Source organism: Corynebacterium sp. MSK032 (assembly GCF_030232065.1).
Lineage (GTDB): Bacteria > Actinomycetota > Actinomycetes > Mycobacteriales > Mycobacteriaceae > Corynebacterium > Corynebacterium jeikeium_D.
This window is the reverse complement of the sequence record NZ_JASPJR010000015.1, coordinates 16,266-36,352: the sequence shown is the minus strand read 5'-3', so window position 1 is coordinate 36,352 and position 20,087 is coordinate 16,266. Positions and strand designations below refer to the sequence as shown.

The 20,087-nt window shown below is 58.8% G+C and carries 13 protein-coding genes and 1 pseudogene; 5 read left to right on the top strand and 9 right to left on the bottom strand.

Annotated elements, in window-relative coordinates:
* Nucleotides 1–55 precede the first annotated feature (55 nt).
* A complete protein-coding gene (locus tag QP995_RS09185) occupies nucleotides 56–703 on the bottom strand; it encodes a hypothetical protein (RefSeq protein ID WP_016421892.1) in 648 nt (215 codons plus the stop codon).
* 518 nt (nucleotides 704–1,221) lie between these two features.
* Here QP995_RS09185 and QP995_RS09180 point away from each other — a divergent pair.
* Together QP995_RS09180 and QP995_RS09175 are read left to right on the top strand one after the other, a co-directional pair.
* Nucleotides 1,222–2,411, top strand: a pseudogene (locus tag QP995_RS09180) (IS3 family transposase); the annotation flags it as partial.
* Between the two features lie 111 nt (nucleotides 2,412–2,522).
* A complete protein-coding gene (locus QP995_RS09175; RefSeq protein WP_016421889.1) occupies nucleotides 2,523–3,446 on the top strand; it encodes a siderophore-interacting protein in 924 nt (307 codons plus the stop codon).
* Here the strand turns inward: QP995_RS09175 and QP995_RS09170 are convergent.
* From QP995_RS09170 to QP995_RS09145, 6 genes are all read right to left on the bottom strand, one after another.
* Nucleotides 3,443–4,237, bottom strand: coding sequence for an ABC transporter ATP-binding protein (locus QP995_RS09170; RefSeq protein ID WP_016421888.1), 795 nt, complete (start codon nucleotides 4,235–4,237; stop codon nucleotides 3,443–3,445). The two genes, QP995_RS09175 and QP995_RS09170, sit on opposite strands and share 4 nt — an antisense overlap.
* Complete coding sequence (locus QP995_RS09165; protein WP_016421887.1) at nucleotides 4,234–5,286, bottom strand: FecCD family ABC transporter permease; 1,053 nt, start codon at nucleotides 5,284–5,286, stop codon at nucleotides 4,234–4,236. The genes QP995_RS09170 and QP995_RS09165 overlap by 4 nt, the downstream gene beginning before the upstream one ends.
* Nucleotides 5,283–6,278, bottom strand: coding sequence for a FecCD family ABC transporter permease (locus tag QP995_RS09160; RefSeq protein WP_284853139.1), 996 nt, complete (start codon nucleotides 6,276–6,278; stop codon nucleotides 5,283–5,285). The genes QP995_RS09165 and QP995_RS09160 overlap by 4 nt, the downstream gene beginning before the upstream one ends.
* A 51-nt stretch (nucleotides 6,279–6,329) precedes the next feature.
* On the bottom strand, nucleotides 6,330–7,286 hold the full coding sequence (locus tag QP995_RS09155; RefSeq protein ID WP_049171163.1) for an iron-siderophore ABC transporter substrate-binding protein: 957 nt from the start codon (nucleotides 7,284–7,286) through the stop codon (nucleotides 6,330–6,332).
* A gap of 831 nt (nucleotides 7,287–8,117) precedes the next feature.
* Nucleotides 8,118–9,158, bottom strand: a complete 1,041-nt coding sequence (locus QP995_RS09150) for an aspartate-semialdehyde dehydrogenase (RefSeq protein WP_016421884.1) — start codon at nucleotides 9,156–9,158, stop codon at nucleotides 8,118–8,120.
* 9 nt (nucleotides 9,159–9,167) lie between these two features.
* Nucleotides 9,168–10,433, bottom strand: coding sequence for an aspartate kinase (locus QP995_RS09145; RefSeq protein WP_016421883.1), 1,266 nt, complete (start codon nucleotides 10,431–10,433; stop codon nucleotides 9,168–9,170).
* A 460-nt stretch (nucleotides 10,434–10,893) separates the two neighbouring features.
* Here QP995_RS09145 and QP995_RS09140 point away from each other — a divergent pair, with 460 nt between their 5' ends.
* Both QP995_RS09140 and QP995_RS09135 read left to right on the top strand, forming a co-directional pair.
* Nucleotides 10,894–11,907, top strand: coding sequence for a DMT family transporter (locus tag QP995_RS09140; RefSeq protein WP_246817624.1), 1,014 nt, complete (start codon nucleotides 10,894–10,896; stop codon nucleotides 11,905–11,907).
* A gap of 156 nt (nucleotides 11,908–12,063) precedes the next feature.
* Nucleotides 12,064–13,035: a class C sortase gene (locus QP995_RS09135; RefSeq protein ID WP_284805987.1), complete on the top strand. Its 972-nt coding sequence runs from the start codon at nucleotides 12,064–12,066 to the stop codon at nucleotides 13,033–13,035.
* Nucleotides 13,036–13,041: 6 nt separating this feature from the next.
* Here QP995_RS09135 and QP995_RS09130 read toward each other — a convergent pair whose 3' ends face one another.
* Both QP995_RS09130 and QP995_RS09125 read right to left on the bottom strand, forming a co-directional pair.
* Entirely contained in the window at nucleotides 13,042–15,357 is a 2,316-nt protein-coding gene (locus QP995_RS09130) for a YhgE/Pip family protein (protein ID WP_284853138.1), read from the bottom strand.
* Entirely contained in the window at nucleotides 15,357–17,990 is a 2,634-nt protein-coding gene (locus tag QP995_RS09125) for a YhgE/Pip domain-containing protein (protein ID WP_070546293.1), read from the bottom strand. The genes QP995_RS09130 and QP995_RS09125 overlap by 1 nt, the downstream gene beginning before the upstream one ends.
* Nucleotides 17,991–18,267: 277 nt before the next feature.
* Here QP995_RS09125 and leuA point away from each other — a divergent pair, with 277 nt between their 5' ends.
* Nucleotides 18,268–20,085 carry a 2-isopropylmalate synthase gene (leuA, locus tag QP995_RS09120; protein WP_049193461.1) on the top strand — a complete coding sequence of 606 codons (1,818 nt, stop codon included), beginning with the start codon at nucleotides 18,268–18,270 and terminating at the stop codon, nucleotides 20,083–20,085.
* The last annotated feature ends 2 nt before the right edge of the window (nucleotides 20,086–20,087 follow it).

Sequence of the window (20,087 nt, the reverse complement as noted above, 5' to 3'; positions counted from 1 at the left end):
TCGCCGCGCAAGCTAACAGCTGCGCAGTGCAGTGCCTAAGTCGGCTTAGACGGTCTTAGATAGCCTTTGCACCGGTGAGGTCCAGGTCGACTGGCAGGTTGTCACCCGCACCGTCCTCGGCCAGCAGGCCACCCTGGTTGTTGCCACCGGTCTGGGCACCCTGCTCCTGGCCGCCAGTCTGGAGGCCACCCTGGTTCTTACCGCCGGTCTGCATGCCCTGCTCTTGGCCGCCGGTCTGGAGACCATTCTGGTTCTTACCGCCGGTCTGGAGACCCTGCTCCTGGCCACCGTTCTGCAGACCCTGGTCGCCACCGACGTTCTGCAGGCTCTGGTCCTGGCCACCGGTCTGGAAACCGGACTGACGCTCACCAATCTGGCCCTTGTCGTTAACCTGGTCGCCGCCGACCTTATCGCCCTTCTCCAGCTTGTCGCCGCCAATCTGGTCTCCGCCGTTCAGCTGGTCGCCGCCAGCGTTCTGGAGACCCTGGTTGCCGCCAACGTTCTGCAGAGCGTTGTCCTGGTCGCCACCGACGTTCTGCAGACCCAGGTTGCCGCCCTCAGTCAGAGAGTGGAAATTCGGGAACAGGGAGTCGACCTGAACCAGCGGGCCCTCCGGGAAGTTCACGTTGAACTCAGGTACCGGCAGCGGAGCCGGTGCTGGCAAGGAGGAAATCAGTTCGCAGATATTGCACAGGTTATCCATGATGATCCTTTAGAAAATGAAGTGTAGATAGATGGTGTGGCGCGATGCCCAGAGCTGAAGGTAAAGGGCTTCTCGCCTTCTCCTTTGCGGCCACTGCCGTGCTCACACGAAAACCGTACCGGTGATGAAAAACGGTCACAATATAGAAAATCGACGCACTTCAGCCAAGTAATTGGAAATAGAAAAACGGCAAAATCTAACCTGCACTTATGCCCAAACGTCGCATGTCACGGGTCACATTGCTAGCCTTTTGGTCACCCCAAACCAGGCTCGCCTTTTCCAGCAGAAAAGCCCCGGCACCTAATGAACTGCTCCCCATTAGTTGGACTGAGAAATCAGTTACCGACTAGTGGGGAGTAGTTGTCATTGAGAGCACGAAGTTCGCTAAGTGAATATCAGCGCGAGCAGTTGGTTGAACTATTTGAGCAAGGCATGGGTTATACAGCCGCTGCCAATGCCCTTGGTGTCTCCAAGTATGCCGCCCGTATGCTCTGTCGTCGGTTTAAGCTGCATGCAGGCTATGTCTTGTGGAGAAACCGACTAAGCAGCAGTACTCGTTTGAGATTAAGAAGGAAGTTGTCCAACGCCACCTTGCTGGCGAGACAGCGATGGATCTTGCACGTGAATTTGGCCTGTCATCACAGCAGCTGGTCCGCGGGTGGTCGTGGAAATGGCGCAAAGACGGCGATGACGCGTTGAAACCGTAGCCGAAGGGCAGACCCAAAGGATCGGTCACGCCGAAGCCGCTGTCGGAGGAAGACAAGCTGCGTGGCGAAAACGAACGGTTGCGGGCCGAAAATGCCTATCTAAAAAAATTGCGGGACTTGAGGAATCAGGGACGCGCCTGAAAGTCCAGGCGATTGTCATCCTCAAGTCGCACCACCGCTTGGAGTACCTCCTAGAGGCAGCAGGTATGCCACGGTCGACGTTCTTCTACCACCAGAAACGACTCAGTAAGCCAGATAAGCACGCCGAGCTCAAGCAAGCGATTCGGGAAAGCTTCGAGCGTAACAAGCATCGCTACGGCTACCGACGAGTACTACTTGACCTGCGTAACCAGGGGTGGGTGGTCAACCACAAACTCGTCTACAAACTCATGTGCGAGATGGGGCTGCGAGCCAAGATCCGCCAACGTAGACCTTATGTTTCCTACACCGGGACGATCAGCCACATTGCCGACAACAAGCTTGACCGCAAATTCACCCCGGATCAGCCAAATACCGTCTTTGTCAGCGACGTCACCGAGTTCAGGGTTGCAGGCCGCAAGGTCTACCTGTCACTGGTGATGGACTTGTTCGACCGCTCAATCGTTGCCCACACTGTGGCTACATCGCCGTCGACAGCGTTGACCACCGATTCTTTGCCCAAGGTGATCGCGGCGTGGGCACCTGAACCCGGGTGGATGATGCACACCGATCAAGGTTTCCAGTACCAGCATGCCTCGTGGCGTGACCTGATCGGCGACAACGGCGGTGTTCAGTCGATGTCGCGTAAAGCCAACTGTTACGACAACGCGGTCATGGAGAACTTCTTCGGCCACGTGAAAACCGAGATGTACCACGGAGAAGTCTTCGACACGGTCGCAGAGTTCAACCAAGTAATCGACGAATACATCCAGTGGTACAACACCGAACGCGTCCAACAACGACTCAAGGGCCTGACCCCGATGCAATATCGAAATCAGACCCTTGAAGCCCTAACCGCCTAGAGTTAAACCAGTCCAACTTTCGGGGACCAGTTCACCTCGGATCCCCGCGGGGCTTTTTCTGCCCCTCCCCCTTTCACTTTTGCTTTAGGTAAGGGTAAGTTAACTCCCACTATGACCTCGAACCCAGTTACCCTGAACACTCCGACGAACACTTCCGCCTACCGCGCGGCCTTTTCTGACCACCTACTCTTGGCCGCCCCTTCTGAACCGCACCATCGAATCATCCGCGCCACTGTTTATGACGTCAGCGCCCCGGCAGAAAACCTGCAGAGGATTGTCATCCGCTCCCCCGAGCTAGTCGGCTTTCAGCTTTCCGGCCCGGACGAATTCTTTGGCCTCTTTATGCCGGCTAAGCCCGGCGAGAATCTCCATTTACCCCTCCACGGAGGTGGCGCCAATATCCGCGCAAGCGTTACAGCCATGCCGGAGACCCAACGCCCAAATTTACGTTGGTACACCGTACGCTCACTCGATCCCGAGTGCGGACAGATAACTTTCGACGTGGCGACACATGGCGTCAAAAATCCAAAGGATGAGCACGTCGGACCAGGGCTCGCCTGGGCTCTTGCAACTCGTGTTGGCGACCAGGTAGGCATCTGGACATGCCAGGGCCTCTGGCACCGCGCGCAAAGTTCACAAACACTTATCGCAGACCCATCTGCCGTACCTTCCGTTCGCGCCATTTTGGATTACGCGGATGCGTTTGCCCCGGAACAGTTGCGCGACATACACCTCGTAGTGGTCGCCGAGAACCATGGTGACCTCGAGCCATCCCTCGTCGCCGACTGGGAGAGCAAGCTGGGCAGCCTAGAAGTGCTGTTTAGCGCTACAACGGACTTCAGCACGGCAGTGATGTCCCACCTACAGCAACTGGACCGTGCCGAACACCCCGCAACACAGTCGAAGTACGTCTGGGTCGCGGGTGAAGGACAGCTCTGCAAGGAAGTACGGCGCCACGCAATTCACACCTGGGGCCTCAATAGCGAATCCGTGCAGTGGTGCCCCTATTGGTTCCTAGGCAGGGCACGGCCTTAATTAGCCACAATCCCTCGCGGCACAATAATCGGAGCCATACCGCGGGGATCTTCCCACACCTCGGCATTCAGGCCATATGCCTCGCGCAACACATCCACCGTCAGAGCCTCCTTTGGAGAACCCTCGGCGATCTTTTCCCCTTCCTTCATGACGATCATCTCGTCGCTAAAAGCTCCCGCCAGGCCAAGATCATGAAGTACGGTAATCACCGTCTTGCCCTCTTGAGCGAGCTCCCGCACGATACTTAGAATCTCTATCGCATGTGCCGGATCTAGGTAGGTAGTCGGTTCGTCCAACAGCACAATTGGCGTATCCTGCGCCAACACCATCGCCATCCAGACCCGCTGCCGCTGGCCGCCAGAAAGCTCCGCCACGTCGCGGGCAACAAGATGGTCAACCTTCGTCTTCTTCAGCGCCTCGCGCACTTTTTCTTTATCTTCTGACGCCGTCGCTCCCCCACCCCAGAGCGATCGACGATAAGGGTGCCGTCCGCGCTCCACAAGTTCTCCAACGGTCAATCCCGCCGGACACAGCGGGTGTTGTGGCAAAAGCGCAATTAGTTGGGCGGCTTCGCGCGACCGCAAACTATGCACGTCCTTTTTCTCTACAAGAACCCGTCCTTCGGCGGGAGCAAGCAGCCGAGAAAGCGTCTTGAGCAACGTCGACTTGCCACAACCATTGGGGCCTAAGAGCGTGGTGACCTTCCCGGGCTCTGCAGTGAAAGACACGTCCTTAACAATGCTTGGGCCGTCGTTGTAGCCCACGGTGACGTGATCAACTTGAACGTTCATTGAACCATTCCTTTCAGAGTTCCGCGACGGGCCGCCAACCACACAAGCAACACCAACGCGGGGCCACCGATGATGGCGGTAACCAAACCCACAGGGGATGTAAATGGCAGTGCGCCCGCCACGACGGCGCACGCAGCTAATAGAGCAGCGCCTGCAAAAGTAGAGCACAACGGATGGGGCGTGGGCGTTCCGGCCACCAGCTTGGCCAGCTGAGGAGCCAATAGTGCCACGAATCCAATTGGGCCGACAAAGGAAACCACCACCGCGACAATGCCCGTTGCGGCAATGAGCAAAATAGCGCGCACCCTCGTGACATTTACCCCAAGTGTGGACGCGGTGGCGTCATCATGAGAAAGAAGAGGGACATCGCGCGTAACACAAAGGCCTAAAACTACGAAGGGCAACAGGCCCAACACCATAGGAAACAAAGCTTCCATACGCACAAAGCCGGTAGACCCAGCGAGCCAAGTTTGGGCATCCGTGGCACGAGTTAAGTCAGCCCGGAGCAGGAGATACTGCACTAAAGACTGCGTGAGGAAAGACAGTGCCAGGCCGATGACCACTACGCGCTGCGACGTCCCGAAGCCACCGAGTAGAACGAGCAAACCAACGATCACTAGTGCGCCAAGCAAAGCGAGTGCAGCACGCCACCAGAACGTCGGCACCCCCTCACTCCATGCAGGGCGGGTAACTACGGTGCCCGCCACAACCAAAACCGCCGCGCCGCCGGATACACCGAGAATGTCCGGGCTGGCCAGCGGATTGCGGGCCATGGTCTGAGTCCACGCACCTGCCAGCCCTAGAGCCGCGCCGACCAGAACGGTAGCGATTGCTACAGGCAGGCGGAGATCCCACACCACGTTGATTGCTTGCTGTGTGCCCCCACCGGTGAGAACCTCGATGACTTCCATCGGGCTGAGCTTCACCGCTCCTTGCCCCAGGATTAAGCAGTAACAAAGAGCCGCTATGAGGGCGAACCCTGCCGAAGCCGCCAGGACGCGTCTGCTTCGTGAACGCTTAATACTACGGATAGACGTCATATCGCTCATATCGTCAGCTCCGAGTCATTCGAGGTCGGTGAACTCTTCTTACGTCGCACCGCCAGAATCATCACTGGGGCACCGACAATAGCTAAGACAATGGACATTTCCAGCTCGTTAGGCTGCAGGACGAAGCGGCCCACAATATCGGCTAGCAACACAGCCGCGCCACCAACAATGCCGGTCGGCAGCAAGAGGCGAGTCAGGGACGGGCCGGTAAACGGGCGTAGTAGGTGTGGCACGGCGAAGCCCACGAATGTCACAAGCCCCACAGTGGCTGTCGCCGAGCCGGCGAGGATGATCACCGCTGCGGCAGCCAACAAGCGGGTTCTCGTGGGCGAGCTGCCAAGGGAACGGGCGGAGTCCTCTCCCATCGCAAGTAGATCCAGCGGGCGTGCTGCAAGCGCACCACATAGAGCACCTAGTGCTAGACCTAAAGCAGCTAAGGCCACGTCTTCCATACCCCGCCCAGCTGTAGAGCCAACGGTCCAGCGGCGGAGCCCTTCCAGGGTGTCGGAAGAATAGAGGCTCAGCATATTCGTGGCCGCTTGCAGGGCGAAGGTAACTCCCACGCCCACGAGTACCAGAGTTAGCGGGTTACGCGATACGCGGGAAATCAACAGCACGATTGAGGCAGCGACGGCCGCCCCGACGAGCCCTACAAGTGTCCGCTGCCCGACCGTCGTTGCCCAGCCCAAGGTCAGTGCCGCAGCGACTGCGAAACTTGCTCCAGCGTTCACGCCGATAATGCCGGGATCTGCCAGGGGGTTGCGGGTCCAGCTCTGAGCAATGGCACCCGCCATAGCCAGGGCTGCGCCTGTGATCACAGCCAAGAGGGTGCGCGGAACGCGCAAGTCCCAAATGATGCCGGATTGCGTAGATGGGTGCGGACCATGCATGAGGATGCTGGTCACTTCGCCAATGGAAAGATCTTTGGAACCCAAGTACAGGGAGGCAAGCAGCAGCAAAGCCAAGCCAACGAGTGCGGCCGAAGTAAGCAAACGCCGGGAAAACACCAAAGAATGTCGAGTTCTTGAAACGGACACTTTCAATTAAATTGCGTCAGAGAACTTGTCGACTGCCCAGGGGATGGTCAATGGGTTCGGCATACTCATTGCATTGCCCACGTTTTCGTCCATCCAGCGGACCTTGCCTTCGCGAACAACGTCCAGCTTGCTGAATGTTGGATCCTTCTTCAAGGTATCGGCGGCACCCTGGTAATCAAGGATGAAGAGGTAATCGACGTTGTTGAGGTCGCTGTAGTTCTCAGGTGCGATGTCGCGGTAGAACTCGCCCCCGTTACCTTCGAGCTCCTTCGGGATCTCGAAGCCCAGACTCTTGATAAACTGCCCGCGACCGTCACCGGAGGTGTACAGGCCGATCTTTCCCTGATAAGGCATGACGATAGCCGCACGCTTGCCTTTGAGCTCAGGGTGCTGCTGTTGGAAATCATCGAAGGCCTTCTGCGTTTCTTCGACGAGTTTGTCGCCTTCTTCTTGCTTGTCTACAGCGCCGGCGATCTGGTTGACCTGATCCCGCCAGGGGATCTGCCAGTCCGTGGCACCGTCTGGCTTAACGGTGGTTGGGGCGATGTCATTAAGCGCCTTCTTCGCCTGCGCGTCTACGGCAGAGTTCACCGCAATGATCTTGTCCGGATTAGCGGCGGAGATCTTCTCCAGGATTTCAGCAGTGAATCCGTTGGCAGTACCGTAAACCACTTCAGGCTTGTTGTCGCCGAGCTTTTCGGTAGCCCATGGGCCGACGCCAGACGCATCAACATCTCCCTCAGCACCCCAGGGCGCTACGAGGACTGGTTGGATGCCTAGAGCGAGCAAGGTATCGCTGTCTCCCAGGCCAACTGCGGCGATGCGCTCATCCCCGGTGCCCTCATTTTTTGACGCCGCCGCGTCGTCGCCTCGGGAGCAACCAGACAGAACAAGAGTGGATGCTGCCAAGACAGCGGCGGTCTTCAGCGCCGCTCGACGGGTCAGCGAATTGTTTCGAAACATGTGAAAGCCTAACGTGTAAGGAACTCTTTGAGACGCTGTAAAGTACCCGTAGCCCCAAGAGACTGATGGCCTCTTTCGGCTACGGCCAACACAGTAATCGGGTCTATATTACACAGGTAAGGCTAACCACACAACAGGCTGCCCTAAGTTAGTCCGCTTCCCGCTCGGCCGCTACCGACTCCATCGCCGCCCTGGCCACCGTCGCCACGCTGGCCACCCGACGCCACTCTGGCCACCCTAGCCACTCTGGCCACTGTCACCGCCCTGGCCACCCTAGCCACCCTGGCTCTCAGTGCCGAGATGCTCGCGCTATTGCAACTCGTGGCACCAACTGTCGGAAAAGTTGCACTTCGAAGGTCGAAATGTCGCTAGAACGGGAATCTGTCAGCACAGGCGCGCCTCCGAATTTTGCGACAATTCCCTGACCTGCAGTTTTGCGGAGCTGCAAATCAGTGTCTTTAACGCATTCCCGGTCTAGCGACATTCACCCCTGCTAGCGCCCCAAAAACGGCGCCGTCGGCCACGCATTCCCGGTCTAGCGACATCTGCACATCCTCACGCCGCCAAATAGGGCGCCGGCGCCTCCCGTGACGCAATCCCCCCCAGCACTGCGCTCGCACAATCTCACATTCCGCTGGCGCTGCAGCCAAGCGGAAAGCGTGGGCGTCAATAAGAAAAAAATAGGCCCCCTACCGCAACAAATGTGAACTGCTCCCCATTAGTTGGACTGAGAAATCAGTTACCGACTAGTGGGGAGTAGTTGCCATTGAGAGCACGAAGTTCGCTAAGTGCCGAGGCTTAACTTTTTGCGCTTTTAAGTACTGCGCTCAACTACTGGTCAGCGACCAACAACTCCGCAATCTGGATGGTATTCAGAGCAGCGCCCTTACGCAGATTGTCGCCAGAGACAACCAGCACCAGGCCACGCCCCTCCGGAACCGACTGATCGACACGGATACGACCCACCAGGGACTCATCCACACCAGCGGCGGCAAGCGGATTCGGAACGTCGACGACCTTCACGCCCGGCGCGGACTCCAGCAGTTCGGTTGCCTTCTCTACGGACAGAGCATTCTCAAACTCAGCGTGAATCACCAGCGTGTGGCCAGTGAACACCGGAACGCGCACACAAGTACCAGCAACAGCCAGCTCAGGGATAGACAGAATCTTGCGGGACTCATTGCGGAGCTTCTGCTCCTCATCAGTCTCCAGTGAACCGTCATCAACAAAGTTTCCAGCCACCGGCAGCGCGTTGAAAGCAATCGGGGCGACATACGGACCAAAGTCCTCCGCAACCAGAGCCGAACCATCAGTGGTCAGCTTCTCCAGGTTGTCGACGTTCTCGCGCACCTGGCCAGCCAGAGTATTCACACCAGCAAGGCCCGAACCCGAGACCGCCTGATAGGAGGACACACGCAGACGCTGCAACCCGGCCTCGTCGTGAAGCGGCTTGAGAACCGGCATCGCGGCCATGGTGGTGCAATTCGGATTCGCGACAATGCCCTTCGGGATGTCCTGCAAAGCATCCGGGTTGACCTCGGAGACCACCAACGGGACCTCCGGATCCTTACGCCACGCCGACGAGTTATCAACAACAACAGCGCCAGCAGCCGCAAAACGCGGAGCCTGCTCCTTCGACAGCGTGCCGCCAGCGGAGAACACCGCGACATCAATGCCCTTCAGATCCTCGTCAGAAGTAGCCGCGACATCCTCGACAACAATCTTCTCGCCGCGGAACTCCAACTCCTTGCCCGCACTACGAGCAGAAGCGAAAAAACGAACCTTATCGGCCGGGAAATTACGCTCCGCCAGAAGAGTGCGCATCACACGACCAACCTGGCCAGTGGCACCAACAACAGCAATCGTGGTCATGAAAACTCCTTAACGTCCCGTACCAGCGTAAACAACAGCCTCAGTGTCTCCACCGAGATTGAAAGCGTCGTGCAGGGCCTTCACAGACTTGTCGACATCCTGGTCATTAACCAGCACCGAGATACGAATCTCAGAAGTGGAAATCAGATCGATATTCACACCCTCATCAGCGAGCGCCTCACAGAACGTCGCAGTCACACCCGGGTGGGACTTCATGCCAGCACCGACCAAGGAGACCTTGCCCACGTGATCGTCGTAAAGCACGTCCTTCCAGTCGTTGTCAGCCTGCAGCTTCTTCAGCAACGCCATCGCCTTCGGAGCATCCTCGCGCGGGCACGTGAAAGTAATGTCAGTGCGGTTATCCGCGACGGTGGAGACGTTCTGCAGCACCATATCGATGTTGATCTCCGCATCCGCAACAGCACGGAACATCTTCGCCGCCTGGCCCGGATCATCCGGAATGCCCAGCACGGTCACCTTCGCCTCGGAGCGGTCATGCGCCACACCGGTCAACACTGCTTCTTCCATAGGAATATCCTCCATCGATCCATCAACAAGGGTGCCAAGTTCATTGCTATACGACGAACGCACACGCAACGGGACATTAAACGCACGGGCGTATTCGACACTTCGCAGCTGCAAAATCTTCGCGCCAACCGCGGCCATCTCCAACATCTCCTCGAAGGAAATGTTGTCCAAACGCTGTGCGTCCGGCACAATGCGCGGATCCGCGGTGTACACGCCGTCCACGTCGGAGTAAATCTCGCAGACGTCCGCCTCTAGGGCTGCCGCGAGGGCAACCGCAGTGGTATCCGAGCCACCACGGCCCAGCGTAGTGACGTCCTTGGTCTCGCGGTTTACACCCTGGAAACCGGCCACTAGGCAGATATGGCCCTCATCGAGAGCCTCACGGACACGGCCCGGAGTGACCTCGACAATGCGGGCGTTACCGTGGCGCTCCGTGGTAATCACGCCAGCCTGCGAACCGGTAAAAGAACGGGCCGAGGCGCCGAGGCTTGCGATTGCCATAGCGACCAGCGCATTGGAAATACGCTCACCGGCGGTCAGGAGCATATCCATCTCGCGTCCCGGCGGGACCGGGTTGACCTGCTCAGCGAGGTCCAGAAGCTCATCGGTGGTGTCGCCCATTGCCGAGCAGACAACCACGACGTCATTGCCCTGCTTTTTGGTTTCCACAATTCGTTCTGCAACACGACGAATGCGTTCGGCGCTCTCCAGGGATGAACCACCGTACTTCTGCACAACCAGTGCCATGGTCGGCAACCTCCAAAAACTAGGCAACTATATGCACGTAACTATTATTGACTCAATTTACTTGAGTCGCATTCGTAATTACATAGTGGGTTACCAAAACGTAGCTTGCGGAGGTTGTGCGGAGGGTTTGGATCGGGTTGCGTAGGGGGTTGTGGGGTTATTGGGCATGGGTTGGGTGCGGATCGGACGCTGCTGCGGGCTGCAAATGTGAAACTGACTAAGTTTATGACAAAAATATGCCCTGAAACTTGTCAAAACTGACATAAACCTAGTCAGTAACTCTCGGTACTGTGCCAAGAACTCCGGGCTCAGCCAGCTCCACTCCGGGCTCCCCGGCCCGAGCTCAGTCAGCATATCGGCCGAACCAGCTAATTCCCGAGGCGCTGCGGGCACCAACCACTGCCCCGCCCAACCCCTGCGAAGTGGACATGACAAGTGTTGCATGCCTAGCATTCCCTACGTGAACAATGACCTTCTCGCTGCGATACTGGCACTGCTGTCCGCACTCAGCATCGCGTGGGGAACCGTCATCCGCCACAACCTCTCCGGAACACTGGAAGAGGGCACCAGCACACTTCGCGGAGTGGCGAAGACCCTGAAGCTGCCGCGCTGGTGGCTGGGCTCGGGCCTGGCGATTGCCGGGTATGTATTTCAGGTCGCGGCGTTGGCATTCGGCACGTTGCTCCTGGTGCAGCCGTTGCTGGTCATGAAGCTGATGCTCACGCTCCCGCTCGCGGCGAAGGTCAACGGTCGGCGGATTTCGCGGTCAGAGATGATCTGGTCCGTGGCGCTTACTTTTGCGGTGGCGACGCTGGTGTTGCTCGGCAAGCCGACTGCCGGCTCCACCGATATCCCCACCTACCTGTGGGGATGGGCTCTTGCCGTCGGTGGCGTGGTCACCTGCGGGCTTTACGCCGCTGCAGTTCAGTGGCCCAACACCGGCACCGGCACCGGCGGCGGCTCAGACACCAAACAGCGCGGAGTGCTACGCCAGAACCCGAAGGCCCTGCTGCTCGGCACGGCAACCGGCTGGCTGTACGGCTTCGTCGCGCTGCTGTCTAAGTCGGTGGTCGATACCTATGTCAACGACGGACTTGTCCAGCTCCTGCTCTCCTGGGAACTCTGGCTGCTGGTGGCACTGGCGGTTATTGGCGTCGGCCTGCAGCAGGCGGCTTTTAACGCGGGACCGTTGCAAGCTTCGCTGCCAGCTATGACCGTCGTGGAGCCGATCGTTGCCTTCAGCTTGGGATACATCGTTCTTGGTGAGCGCTTCCAGGCAGTTGGTGTGCAGTGGGTGGCGCTGTTTATCGCACTGGTGACCATGATTTCTGCCACTATTGCCCTGGCGGCTCGGCCGGCAGAGGCCACCTCCACAAGCGCCCCAAGCACCGAAAACACCGCAAACACCGCAGACACCGACGCCCCAAGCACCGAAATCACCACCACAGACTCCACCGATGCCGCCGCGCGGTAAGTAGAGTTCAACTCTCCCGGGTTGCATGACCTAAATTGGTATGTGCACTTATTAAGTCGTTAGCGATTTGTCGGCCTGGCTATCCCTGCCCGGGAATTATCCCTGGTGAGAAAGACCCGTGGCCGCTATGCACAAGGTCACCAAAGGTAGGACTCGATGGGGCGTCATTCCCATTCCAAGCGGGCAACCAACACCAAAGCAAAGCCCCAAAAGGGCAAGAAGCTCAACTCGAACACCATCATCGCCCTGCTGTTGATCATTGGCGGTTTGGGCGTGCTGCTGTACCCGGTTGTCGCAACGCAGTGGAACAACTTCCTGCAGGCCCGCGCCGCAGATGAGTACTCCAAGCTGGAGAAATCCGCTCCTCCCGAGGTCTTGGACACCGCCTGGAACGAGGCCCACGAGTACAACGCCAGCCTCGGCGAGGTCAATCCCGGCGACGCCTGGACCACCTCCGATGACGAGTCCTCCCCCGAGTACCAGCGCTACCGCCACTACCTCGACGTGCTTGGCGAGACCGACGCGCTCGGTCGCATCGTCATCCCGTCCATCAACTCTGACCTGCCCATTTTCCACGGCACGTCGGAAAAGTCGCTTTCGCGCGGGGTCGGTCACCTCTACGGCACCGACTTCCCGGTCGGCGGCGTGGGCGAGGGTGAAGGTCGCCACGCGTCGCTGTCGGCGCATACGGGTCTGCAAAATGCGACGCTGTGGGACAACCTCGACAAGGTCAAAAAGGGCGACGCGTTCTACATCGCAGTCGCGGGTCATAAGTTGAAGTATGAGGTCCACGACGTAGCCGTCGTAAAGCCGGATGAAACCGATGCTTTACGACGCGTCCCCGGAGAAGACCTAATCACCCTGATTACGTGCACGCCTTACGGCATTAACACGCACCGCCTGCTGGTGACGGGGCACCAGGTGCCGATGGATCCTGACGAGGAATCCGTGTTCGACGGCAGCGGTTCGCAGTGGCAGTGGTGGATGTGGGCCATCCTGGCAGCAGCGGCGGTGATTATTGCGCTGCTGATTTGGTGGCTGCGGAAGCTCTCGCGCGATGGCAAGGGCGAACCGGAGGCCGAGCGCGAGAGCGACGAGGCGGGCGCAGTGCCGGAGGCGGAGGATTAGGCCCCCTTACGAGGTGGCCATCACCTTCGTCTCCCCGATTGCGTCCTTGATGTCGTTGATTCCCTTTTCAAAGATGCGCTGGAGGCCCAGTGCCAGGATCAGCGACGGGATGATGAACAGCGCCAACATGAACATCAGCTTCCAGTAGTCGGCCTCGTAAATACCGGCGATGGAGCTGCGGAACATATCAATCGCGTAGGTACCCGGCAGCCACGGGCTAATGTTCTGGACCCACTGCGGCACCAGAGGCAGCGGATACGCGCCACCTGCGGCCGAGACCTGCATCACCAGCAACAGCACGCAGATGGCCTTGCCGGCGTTGTCGAAGGTGAAGACGAACGAGAAGACGATCATCATGAACACCAGCGAGATGATCCAGCCGGCCAGCAGCATCAGGAATCGGTGTGCGGGATCGATGCCCACGTACACCTGGAGTCCCAACACCATCAGCGTGGCCTGAACTAGGCCAACGGTGGCGAAGGTGGCGAACCGGCCGAAGTACTTCTCGGCGCGGGTGTAGTCATCGGTCTGGGCAGCGTTGATTTGCTGGTCGCTGGACTTCTCGGCCTCAGCGTCAGCATCATCGCCGACCTCAGCGGCTGCATCGCCCTGCGCATCATCGACTGCATCGCTGACCACATTCTCGGCCTCATCATCGCCGACCTTCTGACCGTCGCGGCTACGGACCGTGGTGCGGATCAGCACCGACGACAGCAACGCACCGATCCACAGCGCGAGGGTCGCATAGAACGGCGCCATACCCGCACCGAAGCTCTGGACTGGGAAGACGGGGTCTTCCTCGACCTGCACCGGCGCGGCCAACTGCGCTGCCAGGGCACTTGGGTCATCACCGACGGCCTCAGCAATTCGCGAGAGGTCCCCGGTGTCCTTCGCCTCTTCCAGCGCGTTGTGAATCTCGTCGAAGCGAGCGGCCAGATCATCAAAACGGTTGCTCAGGCCCATTGTGGCAGCGCTGGTCTTACGCAGCGTATCCACCGGCGAGCCGGAAATCGTACCGCGGATGCCGCGAATGTCCTCGCCAATGACCTCGATGTCGTTGCTCAGACGCGACACCGGCTCCGACAGTGCGTCGATCTGCGGACGCAGGTTCTGCTCGTAGGAGTTCTTGGCATTTTCCACAGCCGCAATCGCAGCCGTGAAAGCGTCCTTCGCCTGGCTTATCGACGATCCCGTATCCCGGCCACCACGCAAATCCGCTGCCACGGCGGAGAAACTCTCCTGCAGCCCACGGGTGCGAGCAATCGAGGTGTTCAGATCGGAAATCGCGCGGTCATAGCCCGGCTTAGCGACACCCGGAACCACTGCCCCAACGGTGTCCTCCAGGCGGTCGCGCATCGCAGTCAGGCCATCGGCCTGCTGGCCGAATTTGGCCGCCATCGCGTCAAAGGTATCTGCGGTCGCGCCGCTGGTGGCCTGGGTGCCGTCGACAAGCTCGTTGACGCGGTCGCGCACGCCTTCGTAGCTCGACTGCGTTGCGTCGAGCGCCGTGCTAACCGAGTCGCGAACATTGCCGACCGCGGCTTCCAGATCGCCTGCGACGTTGCCGTCACCCGAACCATTGCGCAGAATGTCCATCCGCGCACCAGCGTTTTCCAAAATGGAATCCGCGGTCTCCACCAGCGGCACGGTGGTCTCCACCAGCGTGGACAGCGAACGAGCAGTCTGCGCACCGGAGCGCAGCCGCGCGGCGGTGTCATCAACGCGGTTTTGCACGCGCGTCAGTGCCTGCTTGGAGTCGGAGGTGTTTAGATACTCATCCAGCGAGGTGATCACGCCCAGCCCAACACTGGCGACGACCTGCGTGAAGTTCTTGTCAATCTCCTGAATAACGCCACTCGCGCCCTTACTCGTAATGATTGACGAAAGCGCGTTCTTCTTCTCATTCGTATAGAGCGTCAGCTTAGGCGCCTTGGTGCCCCGGACGTAGAAGGTCATCAGTTCAGTACTGAAGTTCTCCGGAAGCACGATTGCCGCGTAGTAGTCACCGGACTTAGTGCCGTCGATGGCGTCCTCAGAATCCGTAATCTGCCAGTCAATTTCGTGGTTACGGCTCAGCTTCGACAGCACCTCATTGCCCAAGTTGACGTCAATCGCACCGATATCCGTGCGATGACCACGGTCATTACTGGCGACCGCAATCTTCAGCTTTTCGGTGTTCTCAAACGGCTCCCAGCTGGCCAGCACATTAAAGCAGGTGAACAGCAGCGGAATCAGCACCAGACCGAAAACCATGATGCCGGTCATCGTGTTCTGGCGGATCACCCGAAAGTCGTTCCGCACAATTTCAAGAACGTTTCTCATTAGGCTTCACCTTCTGGGGAAGTCTTCACGCTTGCCGACGACACCTTCGTCTGTGGCTCAAACGTATCGCCAGCATTTTCCAACGAGTACGCATGCGGATGGGAAGTCTGGTGCTCCATGTAGGCGCGCAGCTCCTCCTCCGACATCTCGCTGAGCTCCTGGGCGTGAATCACAGACTGCTTGACGTACTCGCGCACCGCGATGTAGGCGAGGCAGAGCAGCACAAACAGGCAAGCCAGACCGAAGAACAGGGCCTTCTGATCCGGGTAGTTACGGGCCAAAATACCCAGCACCACCAGGGCGGCCACGGCGATGCCAATGGCCATGCGCATGAACAGCGTGTAGCTGCCACGCAGATTCTCCATCCGCTCGTCGACTCGCGTCTGGTACTCCTCGCGGTTGCGCAGCGCGAAGACCAGGTCACTGAGCTTGTACCCACTACCGACCAGGTGGACTTCTTCGTTGTTGACCAGACCGCCCTCTTCAAGCTGGTGGTTAACCAAGACGTTGACCGAGGACAGACTGCGACGCAGCCAGTAGCCGACCACGTAGGCGATCGCTGCCATGACCATTAGGGTGAGCATGTTCTTCAGGTAGTAATTGGAGTAAAAACCACCAATTGTCTCGCGGAGAGCATCAATACCGTAGGTCAACGGCAAGAACGGATTCAGTGCCTGGAAGAAGTCCGGTGTCATCTCAATTGGATAGAGACCGGCGGCACCAGGGATTTGAATAAACGCGAGCACCACGGCGATACCGCGTCCCACGTGCCCAAATGCCGCCACCATACTGTAAATAATGGCGAGATAACACAACTCCACCACGACACAGGTGAGGACGAACGCAACCGCACTGACATTCTGCACACCAATGACAATGTCACCAATGGAGACAATCAGCGCCTGGAAAATAGCGATGATGCCCAGTAGCAAGGTGCGGCCCATGTACGCCTGGCCGACCGTGATTTCCTTGAAACCTTCCGCATCAACTTCCACGCGGAAAATCACAATCAGGATGAACGCACCAATCCACAACGACAGGTTGGTAAACAGCGCCGCCATACCCGAGCCGTAGTGATCCACCGGGAACACGGCCTCAGTCTGGATCTCGGCCGGATCGCTCAGGAACTGCGAAATTCCCTCGGGGTCGAGGTCATTGACCATGTTCATGGCTTCGCGCTCTTCGGTGGTACCCAGGGTAAGAACATCGAGACGCGCGGTTTCCAGGCCATCGCGTACGCCATCAAGGTCAGCCTTGAAGCTCTCGAGGACCTGAGTCGCAGCGGAAAGCTGCCCACTCGTAGCGTCGAGAAGCGCGGACGTTTCCTTGACGGTGTCCTTTTGCGCGCCCAGCGCCGCCGCGTACGAACCCACGCGCGCGTTGAGCTGATTAAGCGCCTTGCTCAACTGCGGGAGTGCGTCCTGGGACGCCTGACGAATCTGATCCGAGGCGGCCTTGCCGTCCTTAGTGGCCTGCGCCAATGCCTCGCTGGTGGCGTTGAGGGAGTCAAGAGTTCCCTGCGCCGAGCCGGAGACGTTCTTCAGGCCCTCCACCAGCTCTTTATTGGTGGCGTTGCTCTCGTCGAGCGCATCGATGGTGCGCTGGATTGCCTGCTTATCCGGGCCATTGAGCGGGTTGGCCTCCAGCAGGGAATTCAGCCCACCAATGACCTGATCCGCCTGGTTGACGATGTCCTCCGCCGCAGCCGTCGCAGAATCCGAACGGGAAATTGCGCCCTGCAGATTGCCAGTCATCGCGCCAATCGCGGCGTTGGCGTTACCGGTGCCCTCCACCAGAGCGGTGCTGCCCTGCAAGTAGGCGTCGTTGAGATCCGCGGAGAAATTCAGGACCTCGTTGTTGAGCTCACCAGTAATCGCCTGCACCTGCGTCAACGCATCCTGGGCGTCATCGAGGGCCGTGTCCACGCTGCCGAGAGTCTTCTTGATCTGCGCAATCGTCGGCTGCAGATTGCCAATCTGCTCCTGGATAGCACCGACTTCATCGCGGCTATTGGCAACCGCATCGGCGACATCCTGGAAAGCGTCAGCGGAATTGAGACGAGCCGCATCGAACCGGCCCTGCAGCAGGCCGCCAGCTTCCTTAACCTCCTCGGTGACCGCCTTCGCAATCTCCTTATTAAAGGAAGCGGAAATCTGACCATCAATACCGGACGCGCCCTGCGCCGTGATGTGCGGCGAGATCGCGTTGATCTTCTGGTTAGCGCGGTATTTCAGCTTTGCTGGATGCCCCTGCCCTTGAATCAGGTCAACCATTTCCTGCGAGAAATTCGGCGGAATGGTGATTTCGGCATAGACCCTGCCGCGCTTTAGGTCCCGGTCTGCCTTCTCGGCATCGGGGAACTGCCAGCCCAGTTCATGATTTTGTTTTAGTTGTTTGACCACCTGGTTACCGATATTGAGGCTTCCGGTAACCGAGGAACTCGCGCCCTTGTCCTCATTCACAATTGCCACACCGATGTTCTCGGTGTGCTCGTACGGATCCCAGAAGCCCGGGATGTTGAACCAGGAATACAAGGCAGGGGTAATCATCACGCCGATGATAATCACCCACACTCTTGGGCTATTGCGGAGACGGCGCAAGTCTCGCTTCAGAATAGACCAGCTAGTTTGCACCTTAAGGACGCTATCATCTTTACCCCGCTAAATACATTGGTCCTAGCTTTAGAACTATCGATGGGCGGGGTGGGTGGCGTGTGGATGGCTGAGCATATTTCCCCCACTAAAACCCCCGAATGATGAAATTCATATAACCATCGGGGTAAGGTACATCACATGCAACGCGGACTACTGCTTCTATGCCGCGGCGGGGCTTGGGTTTAAGGCCGGCTCCCCGTCGCGGGGTAAGTTGTGCCGGCCTACAAGAAAAGTCCGAATTAGAAAGGCCCACAACATGTCTCCTTCCGATGCTTTTATTTCCGCTCCTTCTGTAATCTCCACTCCTGCTGGCGAGATTCCGGAAGGACAGCCTGCTTGGAATAAGCAGCGCAACTCCCAGATGGCAACCAACCGCTACCTGCCTTACGACCAGGAAGTTCAGGACTTCCAGCTGAAGGACCGCACCTGGCCGGACAAGCGCATTACTAAGGCACCGGTTTGGTGTGCCGTCGACCTGCGCGACGGCAACCAGGCACTGATTGATCCGATGAGTCCGGAGCGCAAGCGCCGCATGTTCGAGCTGCTGGTCCAGATGGGATACAAGGAAATTGAGGTCGGATTCCCGTCCGCTTCCCAGACTGACTACAACTTCGTGCGCGAGATCATTGAGAAGAACATGATCCCGGACGATGTCACCATCCAGGTTCTGGTTCAGGCTCGCGAGCACCTGATCCGCCGCACCTTCGAGGCATGTGCCGGAGCAAAGAACGTCATCGTTCACTTCTACAACTCCACCTCGATCCTGCAGCGCGATGTTGTGTTCCGTAAGGACAAGGACGCAATCAAGAAGATTGCCACCGACGCCGCGGAGCTGATTAAGACCATCGCGAAGGACTACCCGGACACCAACTGGCGCTGGGAGTACTCGCCGGAGTCCTACACCGGCACCGAGGTTGAGTACGCCAAGGAAGTTGTCGACGCCGTGGTTGATGTCATCGACCCGACTCCGGACAACCCAATCATCATCAACCTGCCGTCGACCGTGGAGATGATCACTCCGAACGTCTACGCAGACTCCATCGAGTGGATGCACCGCAACCTCAACCGCCGCGACTCCATCATTCTGTCGCTGCACCCGCACAACGACCGCGGCACCGGCATCGCCACCGCTGAGCTCGGCTACATGGCCGGCGCTGACCGCATCGAGGGCTGCCTCTTCGGCAACGGCGAGCGCACCGGTAACGTCTGCCTGGTCACTCTGGGCCTGAACATGCTGACCCAGGGAGTCGACCCGCAAATCGACTTTTCCGACATCGATATGATCCGCCGCACCGTCGAGTACTGCAACCAGCTGCGCGTTCCGGAGCGCCACCCGTACGGCGGCGACCTGGTCTTCACCGCTTTCTCCGGTTCCCACCAGGACGCCGTGAACAAGGGCCTCGACGCAATGGCAGACAAGGTCCGCCCGGGCGCTGCCGTCAAGGAGCTTTCCGACGAGGACCTGCGCGCGGTGACCTGGGAAGTTCCTTACCTGCCCATCGACCCGAAGGACGTTGGTCGTTCTTACGAGGCCGTTATTCGCGTGAACTCCCAGTCCGGCAAGGGCGGCGTGGCCTACATCATGAAGACGGACCACGGCATGAACCTGCCGCGCTCCATGCAGGTCGAGTTCTCCTCCGTCGTGCAGGCAGTCACCGACGCCGAGGGCGGCGAGGTCAACTCCAAGGCGATTTGGGACATCTTCGCAGGTGAGTACCTGGACCGCGAGGCTCCACTCGAGCAGATTGCCCTGACTGTCGATGCCCCTCAGAACGAGTCGGACGCCACCAAGATCAAGGCTCACATCGTCTACGAGGGCAAGGAGCAGACCGTTGAGGGTGTCGGCAACGGCCCGCTGGCCGCTTACGCCAACGCCCTGGAGAAGCTCGGCATCAACGTCGAGGTTCAGGAATACGTCCAGCACGCTCGCACCGCAGGTGACGACGCCGAGGCTGCGGCCTACGTCCTCGCAGATGTCAACGGCACCAAGGTCTGGGGCTCCGGCATCGCTGGTTCCATCACCTACGCGTCGCTGAAGGCAGTCACCAGCGCGGTCAACCGCGCACTGGCTTAAAC